The organism is Leclercia tamurae (assembly GCF_025566055.1).
Taxonomy (GTDB): domain Bacteria; phylum Pseudomonadota; class Gammaproteobacteria; order Enterobacterales; family Enterobacteriaceae; genus Enterobacter; species Enterobacter tamurae.
This window is the reverse complement of record NZ_JAMHKS010000066.1, coordinates 123,872-133,957: the sequence shown is the minus strand read 5'-3', so window position 1 is coordinate 133,957 and position 10,086 is coordinate 123,872. Positions and strand designations below refer to the sequence as shown.

Sequence of the window (10,086 nt, the reverse complement as noted above, 5' to 3'; positions counted from 1 at the left end):
TATATAAGGTACTGGAACCACAAGCGTATCAAACTGAGTCTGGGAGGACTCAGCCCGGTGGCGTTCCGGGCTGAGTATCTGAAGACCGGTTAATACAAGCCGTCCAGGTTTTGGGGCGCAGTTCACTACGCTTACCCGGCCTGGAAAACCCGTAGGCCCGTGCAAGCGTAGCGCCGCCGGGCAGTTACCGCGATGCTAAACCAGGTGCATCAACCCACGCCTTTACCCGCATTCCACGCAAAATCATCATCCACGCCAGCACAATGGCGACCATCATAATCACAAACAGCGACCAGTGCGGGAGGTGGGTGAGGATCAGCCCGGTGATCATCGGGTTAAAGGCCGCACCCAGCCAGCCGAGCGCCTGGGCGGAGAAGTAGCTCGCTTTCATCCCCGGCGGGGCGATGTTGTCGATCAACATGTATTCGCCCGGGGCATAGATAATTTCACCAATGGTGAAGACCGCCGCGGCCAGTCCCCAGTAGATGAGATTCTCCCCGGAGAGCATGAACCCGGCCAGGCCGAGGACGAAGAACAGGGTGCCCAGGGTCATCAGCGGGCGGATGTTACGCGCCGACAGCTTGCGGCCAATGATGTACTGCAGCGACACCACCATCGCGGCGTTCACCGGCAGCACCACGGCCACCACGTTCTGCGCGAAATCGCTGTCGTAATCGGCGGCCAGCACGTACTGAGAAATACAGCTGGCAAAGGAGCCGCCCACGTAGGAGGCCAGCAGACCGGAGAGGGTATACCAGAACAGTGCCCGATCCCGCAGCAGCACCGACGGCTGCCACGGCACCGGGGCCTGTTCGCTGTCTGCCACCACGCTCTTCTGCACATAAACCTGAATGAGCACCAGCGGTAAGGCGGCGCAGAAGGCCGCCATCCAGAACGGCAGCTGCAGGCTGTACATCATCAGCAAGGTACTCAGCGGTGGCCCGACGGTCCAGCCAATATTGAGAAAGCTGTAGTTAAGCGAGAAGACCCGCGCCTTTTCCGCCGGGTTCAGCACATCGGAAAACCAGGCTTTCAGCACCGTGGAGAAGATCGAATAGGCGCAGTTGATCAGCGCGAAGGCCAGCACCACCAGCACCACGTTATCCACCAGCGGGATCGCCAGGAAGCCCAGCGCCACCGCCGTAATGGCGATCAGCATGTAGCGGTTTTTATCGAACTTGTCGGCCAGGATGCCAAAGCCCAGGCTGAAAACCACCCCAATAGTCAGCGCCACCGTCAGGGCATAACCAATATTCTCCACGCTCATGTTGTAGACGCGGGTGAGATAGATGGTCATAAACGGCAACGTCGCGCCGCGCCCAATGGTGAGTAACAGCGACGACGCCAGCAGCGCTGCGGTTGAGCGCCTGAGTGATGATTTCATTTTCCTGCCCGACAATTGCGTGTGAAGTTTTTGTTATGTCTTATCAGGATTATCACGGCATAAGAGGCTTGTATACCACCAAATTTATCCCTAAGTGCTTCGCCTGACTGCCAGAATTAATGATCTGTTCCTCGGCGGTTTTTTTCGTTACTTTGAAGAGTGTTTACAAAAATTTAATAAACAGGGGCAGGGTATGACACGCAAAGACGGGCTGCTGGCATTGGTGGTGGTGGTGGTTTGGGGGCTGAATTTTGTGGTGATCAAACTCGGATTACACAACATGCCGCCGCTGATGCTGGCCGGTTTACGCTTTCTGCTGGTGGCCTTCCCGGCGCTGTTTTTTGTTGCCCGCCCGAAAATCCCGTTTCGTCTGCTGCTCGGCTACGGCCTGACCATCAGCTTCGGTCAGTTTGCCTTTTTGTTTTGCGCCATTAACTTCGGCATGCCCGCCGGGCTGGCCTCGCTGGTATTACAGGCGCAGGCATTCTTTACCATCATCCTCGGGGCGCTGGTGTTTGGCGAGCGTCTGCAGGGCAAACAGCTGGCGGGGATCGCTCTCGCGGTGGTTGGCGTGCTGGTGCTGGCTGAAGCCAGCCTCAACGGGCAGCACGTCGCACTGCTGGGCTTTTTACTGACCCTGGCGGCGGCGTTCTGTTGGGCCAGCGGCAATATCTTCAACAAAAAGATCATGCAGCTTGAGACGCGGCCGGCGGTGATGTCCCTGGTGGTGTGGAGCGCCCTGATCCCGATTGTGCCCTTTATGGCGGCGTCATATCTGCTGGATGGCCCGACGGTGATGTGGCACAGCCTGGTCACCCTCGATCTGACTACTGTTCTGTCGCTTTTCTATCTGGCCTTTGTCGCCACCATTGTCGGCTACGGCATCTGGGGGGCATTGCTCGGTCGCTACGAAACCTGGCGGGTGGCACCGCTGTCGCTGTTGGTCCCGGTGGTGGGCATTGCCAGTGCGGCGTTGTTACTGGATGAAAAACTGGGCGCGTTGCAGCTGGTGGGGGCGCTGCTGGTGATGGCCGGGCTCTATATTAACGTCTTCGGCTTGCGGGTGCGTCGGGCGACGCGGGTCAAAGGGTAAAAAAAAGCCCCGCACGGGCGGGGCAAAACGAATCAGGCGCCCTGATTGTAATAGGGCACGCCTAACTCGTCGGATTTGTCGCTGCCTGCGCCCATATGGTTAAAATCGTGGGGCGATTGGCCATTAGCCGTTGGCAGGATCATGGTGTCGCGGCTGTTCTGCTGCGAAACACCTGGCGTTTGCTCCGCAAAACTCTGGCCGGAGACCAGCACCAGGGCGGTGAAAACAGCGGAAGCGAATAGTTTCATAATTTCCTCGGTACGTCTTTATACAGGCGATTAGCAGTTACAGTGATTGATCGGAAGCAGATACCGGGATTCCCCGCGCATATTGGTGATGCGATATTTATGCGGTGGAACGTCGAAGTAGTTTTTGAACGTGCGGGTCAGGGTCTGCTGTGATTCAAACCCGTAACGCTCAGCCAGATACAGGATCGGCTCGTTACTTTCCTTCAGCTTCTGTGCGATTTCCGTTAATTTGCGGCTGCGGATGTACTGGCCTAATGAGTGGCCGGTCTCTTTTTTAAACATCCGTTGCAGGTGCCATTTTGAGTAACCTGAACGCTCGGACACTTTCTCAAGCGAGAGCGGTGACTCCAGGTTATCTTCGATCCAGCCCAAAATGCTATGAATAGTGATGGCGTCAGTATTGCGTCTGGACATCGTCATACCTCTTTCTGTTTACGGCAGGATCTTCTTAAGCAAATGCTCAAGCGTTGCCACTTCGTCCGCCGTTAAGTTTTTTGTTAGTTCCTGGTGCAGTTTTTGTCCTACTAATTGATGACATTGTTCACACATTGCCGCGCCGTCGCTGGTCAGTTGCACCAGTACGCCGCGTTTGTCATTCGGGTTCGGGCGGCGTTCAATCCACCCTTTGCAGACCAGACGATCCATCATGCGCGTCAGCGCACCGAGGTCGACAGACAGGATCTTCTTCAGCTCAACCGGGGTGATACACACTTCGCAGCGCACAGAACAGAGCACTTTAAACTGGGTTGCGGTGATATCCAGCGGTGACAGATAGTCATTGAGCAGACGGTCTTTCTTTTGGTTAACCATATAGATAAGCCGACCCAGCGGAATGATTTCGTTGAAGAGGTCACTGGTGCTTTTCACAATGGTTGCCCTGGCAAGTAGTTTAATCACGGCAGATATTATTGCTCAGGCAACTATAAGTCAACTGAATGCATTAGCTTATGACACGATTTGCTAAAGCGATTCAGATCACATTTTTGCCCGTTTTAAGGATCGTCATATCACTGGGGTAAATTGATTGCGGAGCGAAAATAATACTTACGATGTGAGCATGGTTGTTACGGTCGTTTTAACCCTATACTTGGCTGGTTAAATTTTGCTAAGGACAACTCTATAAAATGGTTGATTTATTTAAAGCAATTGGCCTTGGACTGGTGGTGTTGCTGCCGCTGGCAAACCCGTTAACCACGGTTGCGCTTTTCCTCGGCCTCGCGGGCGACATGAACCGTGAACAGCGTAATCATCAGTCGCTGATGGCCTCCGTTTACGTCTTCGCGATCATGATGGTGGCGTACTACGCCGGGCAGTTGGTCATGAACACCTTCGGGATCTCCATTCCCGGGCTGCGCATTGCGGGTGGTCTGATCGTGGCGTTTATCGGTTTCAGGATGCTGTTCCCGGCCCCGAAATCGCCGGATGTTGCTGACGCCCAGGACGCGCTGGAAGATAAGCAGGGCAGACCGGCCCCAAACATCGCCTTCGTGCCGCTGGCGATGCCGAGCACAGCAGGTCCGGGGACCATTGCGATGATCATCAGCTCCGCCTCGACGGTGCGCAGTGGCTCTGATTTCCCGGAGTGGGTGGTGATGATTGCCCCGCCGCTGATTTTTGCCATTATCGGCGTGATCCTGTGGGGCTGTCTGCGGAGCTCGGGCGCGATTATGCGCTGGGTGGGCAAAGACGGTATCGAAGCGATCTCCCGTCTGATGGGCTTCCTGCTGGTCTGTATGGGCGTGCAGTTTATTATTAACGGCGTGCTGGAAATTATTCAAACCTACCCTAACTAACAAAGCCGGGTGGCGCGCTGCCACCCGGTCACCTCTCTAGCCGTGATGGGGCTGCTCTTCCAGAGCGACAGGCCATTTCCTGAAGATCAGCACCGACCAGATTAACGCCGCCAGCGCCGGGATTGCCCCCAGATAGCCAATCGACGCCATCGACAGATGCAGGATCACCTGATTCCCCACCAGCGCGCCCGCGCCAATCCCCAGATTGAAAATTCCGGAGAAGAGGGCCATCGCCACGTCCGTGGCATCCGGCGCCAGGGCCAGCACTTTCACCTGCATCCCAAGGCCGATAATCATAATCGCCACGCCCCAGACGACGCTCAGAAGCGCGAGACTGGTCTCGCTTCCCGAGGCGGGCAGCAGCAGTAGCAGACACCCCAGCAGCAGACCAATAGCGCTGCTCACCAGCAGCGAGGCGTGACGGTTGCCAAGCTTGCCAAACAACAGGCTGCCGATAATCCCCGCGCCACCCAATAGCAAGAGCAGTATCGTGGCGAAGCTGGCGCTGAATCCGGCGATGGTCTGCACAAACGGCTCGATATAGCTGTAAGCGGTGTAGTGTGCGGTGACCACGACGACCGTCAGCAGATAGAGGCTCATCAGCGCCGGACGACGCATCAGCAGCGGCAGGCTTTTCAGCGATCCGGAGTGCTCACTCGGCAGTTTCGGTAACAGCTTGATCAGGCACAGCAGGGTGAACAGCGCCCCGAGCCCGATAACGAAAAAGGTGGTGCGCCAGCCGAACAGTTGCCCGACGATGCGCCCGATCGGCAGTCCGAGCACCATCGCCAGCGCGGTGCCGGTAGCCAGCAGGCTCAGCGCCTGGGCGCGCTTTCCGGCCGGGGCCAGGCGGATCGCCAGCGAGGCGGTTATCGACCAGAAAATGGCGTGCGCAAAGGCAATCCCGATCCGGCTAATGACCAGCACCGTGAAGTTCCACGCCAGGAACGACAGCACATGGCTGGCAATAAACAGTACAAACAGCCCGATCAGCAGTTTGCGCCGCTCCATCTGGCTGGTGAGCAGCATAAAGGGTAACGACATCATCGCCACCACCCAGGCATAGATGGTGAGCATGATCCCCACCTGCGCGGTCTCCATGCCGAAGCTGCTGGCGATATCCGAGAGCAGGCCGACGGGGACAAATTCAGTGGTGTTAAAGATAAAGGCGGCAACGGCGAGCGTGACCACGCGACCCTGCGGGAAACGGTGTGAGTTGTCATGGGGATGTCCGGGAGTCGTTACGTCAATGAGGTGGACGATCTTAAAACCTTCCCTGGTGGAAATACAATCGTTTTGTGATCTGGATCTCACTCCATCCTAAAACTAATCGCTGGTGAAACCGGTTATTTTCCATAACTATAGGATGCAACATAACGTTAACAGTGAGTCAGGCGATGCAGGAAATTGAGTTTTATCTGGTGGATGCGTTCAGTGAGGTCTCGTTTGGCGGCAACCCGGCGGCAGTGTGTCCGTTGCCGGAATGGCTGCCGGACGAGACGCTGCTGCGCATGACGCGGGAACACAATCAGTCCGAGACAGCCTTTTTCGTGCGCCACAAGGGCGGCATCGAGCTGCGCTGGTTTACGACTAACGGCGAGGTTAACCTCTGCGGTCACGCCACGCTGGCGACCGCCTGGGTATTGTTTAACGAGCTGGACTATCCCGATGCCCGGATCCATTTTGATACCGCCTCCGGCAGGCTGACCGTTACTCGCGAGGGCGACTGGCTGACTCTCGATTTCCCTGCCTGCCCGAGCGAGCCGCAGATCCCGCCGCCAGAGATGCTGAACGCGCTGGGTATCCAACACTACGTAGAGGCCCGCAAAGGGCGCGCCTGGGTGATTGTGCTGGAGAGTCGTGAGCAGGTTGAGGCGGTCACGCCGGATATCAATGCCATGACCCCCGGAGAGCATAAGGTGTCGATCACTGCCCGCGGCGAAGGCGAATACGATTTCGTCAGCCGCTTTTTCTCCCCGGGCGCGGCCCTGTGGGAAGATCCGGTCACCGGCTCGGCTCACACTATGCTGATCCCATACTGGAGTGAAAAGTTAAATAAAACGTCGCTCTTCGCCCGGCAGGTTTCTGCCCGCGGTGGCGATGTGCGCTGTGAACTGAAAGGCGACCGGGTATTAATGAGCGGCAGGGCATCGCTGTATATGAAAGGTCATCTGTTTTTACGCTAACGATAAGGGTTAACCCAATGAAAGAAATTGAATTTTATCTGGTCGATGCGTTTAGCGACCGCGCGTTTGGTGGGAATCCTGCAGCCGTTTGCCCGCTCGAGGAGTGGCTGCCGGATGAGGTGCTGTTAAAGATGGCCCAGCAGCATAACCAGTCGGAGACCGCCTTTTTCGTGCGCACCGATGCGGGCTTTGAACTGCGCTGGTTTACGACGCAGTACGAGATTAACCTCTGCGGGCACGCCACGCTCGCCAGCGCCCATGTGATTTTTGAGTATCTCGACTATCCGCACACCGAGATTGTCTTCTCCACCCGCTTTGTCGGCGACCTCAAAGTCACCCGCAGCGGCGACTGGCTGACGCTGAACTTCCCGGCATGGAGCAGTGAGGTGGTAGACAACCCACCAGCGTTACTGTTCAGCACTCTGGGCATCACCGGGGCCAAAGAGGTACGGGCAGGGCGCGACTACATGGTGGTGCTGGAAAACCAGCAGCAGGTTGAGGCATTGACTCCGGACATCGACGGCATGATGCCGCTGGATAAGATGGTCTGCGTCACCGCCCCGGGGGATGAGTATGACTTTGTCAGCCGCTTCTTCTGCCCGGGCGAGTCGGTGGCTGAAGATCCGGTCACCGGCTCAGCCCACAGCATGCTGATCCCGTACTGGAGCGAGAAGTTGGGTAAAACGGCGATGCACGCGCGGCAGGTCTCCCCCCGCGGCGGCGATCTGCGCTGCGAGCTGAAGGGCGACCGGGTATTGATTGGCGGCCAGGCAGCGCTCTATCTCAAAGGCACCGTGTTCCTGCGGAGGTAAAAGCGCCCGGCGGCGCTGCGCTTGCACGGGCCTACCCAACACTGCGCCCGCAATCACCTTATACGTGACGCCGTCACTTCAGTTTGCACTCAGGGCAGGCGGGCGATATTAGCTTTGATCACGTCCGCCGAATGGCGGAATTTTTGCAGTTCATCCTCTGCCAGCTTCAGCTCGATGATCTGCTGAACGCCGCTCTGGGCCAGCACCGCCGGTACCCCGATCGCCACGCCGTCCACACCATACTCCCCGTCCAGAATGCAGGAGATTGCCAGCGCCCGGTGGCTGCCTGTGAAGATATTGCGGCAGATTTCAGCGATGGTGGCGGCGATACCGTACTCGGTGCAACCCTTGCGGGCGTAGATCTCAAACCCCTGTTTGCGCACGCGCTCCGCCAGCGCATCAAAATCCAGCGTTTTGCCGGTGTGGCGTTGATACACCTCGGCAATCGGCGAGCCGTAGACCGAGGAATGGGACCACACCGGGAACTGCGTATCCCCGTGCTCGCCCAGAATAAAGGCATCGATGCTCTGCGCGCCGATATCCAGTGTCTGGGCCAGGGTGCGGCGCAGGCGGGTGGTATCCAGCCATACCCCGGTACCAATCACCTGATTGCGCGGCAGGTCGGAGAGTTGCCACACCAGCCAGGTAATTATGTCGCACGGGTTGGTGGCAATCAGGAAAATGCCGTTAAACCCGCCCGCCATCATCTGCGGCACAATGCTTTTCACAATGCGGGCCGTGGCGGTCAGCTCATCCAGCCGGGTCTGTCCCGGTTGGAGGGCGCCGCCGGAGACGGTGATCACTGCGATATCCACATCGGCACAGTCGCTGGCCTCACGGGTGGAGATAGTCATCATCCCGGGCATATAGGCCGCGGCATCCGACAGATCCCAGGCGTGGCCTTCGCTGCGCGGCTGGTTGATATCCACCAGCAGCAGCTCTTCGCAGATATTCTGGTTCAGCAGGGCGTACGCGGCCGAGGTACCGACGTTTCCGGCTCCGATAATCATCACTTTGCGGGCTTTGGTGTTCATTGTTTTTCCTGAGGTTTTAACCGTGACTGGGCCCAAACTTACGCCCCAGGCGCGGGAGGTGCAATGGCTGGCGGCAGCTATAAGTTAAAAATATGCCTGTTCCTTCGCCGCCCGGCGTTAGGGTGGAGAAAAACGACAAAAGGAGCCTGCCATGTATTCTATTACCTCAGAATCGCCCGCCCATCCGGATATCACCACCCTGATTGCCGCCCTCGACGACTACCAGAGCGCGCTCTATCCGGCGGAAAGCAATCACCTGCTGGATCTGACCGGGTTGCCCGATGGCAAACTGATCATGATGGTGATCCGCGATCGCCAGCTCAACGCTATCGGCTGCGGGGCCGTGGTGCTCAACGCTGACGGCAGCGGGGAGATGAAGCGGGTCTATATCGACCCTACCCATCGCGGGCAAAAGCTGGGTGAAAAACTGCTGGCGGCGCTGGAAGATGAAGCCCTCAGCCGGAGCTGTCATACCCTGCGGCTGGAGACCGGGATCAAGCAACTGGCAGCCGTGCGCCTGTATGAACGCTGCGGGTACCAGATGTGCGAGGCCTTTCCCCCATACGGCCCCGATCCATTGAGCCTGTTTATGGAGAAGACGCTGGTGGCTGATCTTCGTTTAGCAGTGCTATAAAGGCTTCGAGCTGGCGGGTCATCGCCCCCCGACGCCACACCAGCCAGGTGGTGAGCCAGCGCCAGTTTTCCGCCAGCGGCCAGGCTTCCACCTGATGATGGCCGGGCATGCTTTCCAGCATCGAGCGCGGCATCAGCGCAATCCCGGCCCCGGCAATCACGCAGGCCAGCATGCCGTGGTAGGACTCCATCTCATGAATACGCCCCGGCGTGGCGCGATCCGCATGAAACCAGCTCTCGAAATGGCGGCGATAGGAGCAGTTGGCGCGAAAGGCATAGATATCGCGCCCGCTAATGGCCAGCGCCCGATCCACCTTCGGCTGTCCGGCCGGCACTACCAGCATCATCTCCTCCCGGTAGACCGGCATCCCTTCCAGCTCCGGGTGGGTTAACGGCCCGTCGACAAAAGCGGCACTTAACGTCCCCTCCAGCACCCCGTCGATCATCGTCCCGGAAGGGCCGGTCGCCAGCGCAAACTGAATCCGCGGATAGCGCTGATTAAACTGCGCCAGCGAGGCCGGGATACGCACCGCCGCGGTGCTCTCCAGCGACCCGAGGGTAAACAGCCCCTGGGGTTCATCGCCGGCCACCACCATCCGGGCTTCATCCACAAGGGCGAGGATCTGCCGACTGTAGCGCAAAAAATTATGCCCCGCCGGGGAGAGGCGCAGCCGCTGGTTCTCGCGGATAAACAACTCCACGCCGAGATCGGCCTCCAGCTGCTTGATGCGGGTGGTCAGGTTCGACGGCACGCGATGCACCTTCTGTGCGGCCTGGGTGATGCTGCCGGTCTGGGCGACGGCGTTAAACATTTCCAGCTGGGTCAGATCCATATCGTTCTCGTTTCGTGAATAAGATGGTCACTATTATTCATTTTTAAGAAATAGCAGAGTACGCCACACT

13 protein-coding genes are annotated in these 10,086 nt (G+C 57.9%); 6 read left to right on the top strand and 7 right to left on the bottom strand.

The window, feature by feature from the left end:
- Positions 1-93 (top strand): IS3 family transposase (locus M8318_RS05365; protein ID WP_262660599.1); only part of this gene is annotated, 93 nt, incomplete at its 5' end.
- 91 nt (positions 94-184) lie between these two features.
- Here M8318_RS05365 and ydeE read toward each other — a convergent pair.
- On the bottom strand, positions 185-1,384 hold the full coding sequence (gene ydeE / locus M8318_RS05360; RefSeq protein WP_262661250.1) for an efflux MFS transporter YdeE: 1,200 nt from the start codon (positions 1,382-1,384) through the stop codon (positions 185-187).
- A gap of 193 nt (positions 1,385-1,577) precedes the next feature.
- Between ydeE and eamA the strand changes: the two genes are divergently transcribed.
- Positions 1,578-2,477 (top strand): O-acetylserine/cysteine exporter, encoded by a 900-nt coding sequence (eamA, locus tag M8318_RS05355; protein WP_262661249.1) that lies wholly within the window; start codon positions 1,578-1,580, stop codon positions 2,475-2,477.
- Between the two features lie 32 nt (positions 2,478-2,509).
- Here the strand turns inward: eamA and marB are convergent, their stop codons facing one another.
- From marB to marR, 3 genes are read right to left on the bottom strand one after another with little or no spacing between them, the layout of a single operon-like run.
- Positions 2,510-2,725, bottom strand: coding sequence for a multiple antibiotic resistance protein MarB (marB, locus tag M8318_RS05350; protein WP_262661248.1), 216 nt, complete (start codon positions 2,723-2,725; stop codon positions 2,510-2,512).
- A 30-nt stretch (positions 2,726-2,755) separates the two neighbouring features.
- Complete coding sequence (gene marA, locus M8318_RS05345; RefSeq protein ID WP_072250842.1) at positions 2,756-3,139, bottom strand: MDR efflux pump AcrAB transcriptional activator MarA; 384 nt, start codon at positions 3,137-3,139, stop codon at positions 2,756-2,758.
- An 18-nt stretch (positions 3,140-3,157) separates the two neighbouring features.
- Entirely contained in the window at positions 3,158-3,592 is a 435-nt protein-coding gene (marR, locus tag M8318_RS05340) for a multiple antibiotic resistance transcriptional regulator MarR (protein WP_106993851.1), read from the bottom strand.
- 257 nt (positions 3,593-3,849) lie between these two features.
- On the opposite strand from marR, the gene M8318_RS05335 reads away from it, so the two are divergent.
- Entirely contained in the window at positions 3,850-4,518 is a 669-nt protein-coding gene (locus M8318_RS05335; RefSeq protein ID WP_262661247.1) for a MarC family NAAT transporter, read from the top strand.
- A gap of 36 nt (positions 4,519-4,554) precedes the next feature.
- Here the strand turns inward: M8318_RS05335 and M8318_RS05330 are convergent, their stop codons facing one another.
- The gene (locus tag M8318_RS05330; protein ID WP_408612163.1) at positions 4,555-5,769 is read right to left on the bottom strand and encodes a sugar transporter; all 1,215 of its coding nucleotides are present in this window, start codon (positions 5,767-5,769) and stop codon (positions 4,555-4,557) included.
- Positions 5,770-5,915: 146 nt separating this feature from the next.
- Here M8318_RS05330 and M8318_RS05325 point away from each other — a divergent pair, with 146 nt between their 5' ends.
- Positions 5,916-6,704 (top strand): PhzF family phenazine biosynthesis protein, encoded by a 789-nt coding sequence (locus M8318_RS05325; RefSeq protein WP_262661246.1) that lies wholly within the window; start codon positions 5,916-5,918, stop codon positions 6,702-6,704.
- A gap of 17 nt (positions 6,705-6,721) precedes the next feature.
- Entirely contained in the window at positions 6,722-7,516 is a 795-nt protein-coding gene (locus tag M8318_RS05320) for a PhzF family phenazine biosynthesis protein (protein ID WP_262661245.1), read from the top strand.
- Between the two features lie 89 nt (positions 7,517-7,605).
- On the opposite strand, the gene M8318_RS05315 is transcribed toward M8318_RS05320, so the two are convergent.
- Positions 7,606-8,550: an L-lactate dehydrogenase gene (locus tag M8318_RS05315; protein ID WP_262661244.1), complete on the bottom strand. Its 945-nt coding sequence runs from the start codon at positions 8,548-8,550 to the stop codon at positions 7,606-7,608.
- 151 nt (positions 8,551-8,701) lie between these two features.
- Here M8318_RS05315 and M8318_RS05310 point away from each other — a divergent pair, with 151 nt between their 5' ends.
- Complete coding sequence (locus M8318_RS05310; RefSeq protein WP_262661243.1) at positions 8,702-9,184, top strand: GNAT family N-acetyltransferase; 483 nt, start codon at positions 8,702-8,704, stop codon at positions 9,182-9,184.
- Here the strand turns inward: M8318_RS05310 and ptrR are convergent.
- Positions 9,138-10,016 carry a putrescine utilization regulator PtrR gene (gene ptrR, locus M8318_RS05305; RefSeq protein ID WP_262661242.1) on the bottom strand — a complete coding sequence of 293 codons (879 nt, stop codon included), beginning with the start codon at positions 10,014-10,016 and terminating at the stop codon, positions 9,138-9,140. The two genes, M8318_RS05310 and ptrR, sit on opposite strands and share 47 nt — an antisense overlap.
- Positions 10,017-10,086 lie beyond the last annotated feature (70 nt).

Bases quoted from the DNA above. Each gene is read 5' to 3' on its own strand.
- ydeE (WP_262661250.1), bottom strand. From the start codon at position 1,384: ATGAAATCATCACTCAGGCGCTCAACCGCAGCGCTGCTGGCGTCGTCG.
- eamA (WP_262661249.1), top strand. From the start codon at position 1,578: ATGACACGCAAAGACGGGCTGCTGGCATTGGTGGTGGTGGTGGTTTGG.
- marB (WP_262661248.1), bottom strand. From the start codon at position 2,725: ATGAAACTATTCGCTTCCGCTGTTTTCACCGCCCTGGTGCTGGTCTCC.
- marA (WP_072250842.1), bottom strand. From the start codon at position 3,139: ATGTCCAGACGCAATACTGACGCCATCACTATTCATAGCATTTTGGGC.
- M8318_RS05335 (WP_262661247.1), top strand. From the start codon at position 3,850: ATGGTTGATTTATTTAAAGCAATTGGCCTTGGACTGGTGGTGTTGCTG.
- M8318_RS05325 (WP_262661246.1), top strand. From the start codon at position 5,916: ATGCAGGAAATTGAGTTTTATCTGGTGGATGCGTTCAGTGAGGTCTCG.
- M8318_RS05320 (WP_262661245.1), top strand. From the start codon at position 6,722: ATGAAAGAAATTGAATTTTATCTGGTCGATGCGTTTAGCGACCGCGCG.
- M8318_RS05315 (WP_262661244.1), bottom strand. From the start codon at position 8,550: ATGAACACCAAAGCCCGCAAAGTGATGATTATCGGAGCCGGAAACGTC.
- M8318_RS05310 (WP_262661243.1), top strand. From the start codon at position 8,702: ATGTATTCTATTACCTCAGAATCGCCCGCCCATCCGGATATCACCACC.
- ptrR (WP_262661242.1), bottom strand. From the start codon at position 10,016: ATGGATCTGACCCAGCTGGAAATGTTTAACGCCGTCGCCCAGACCGGC.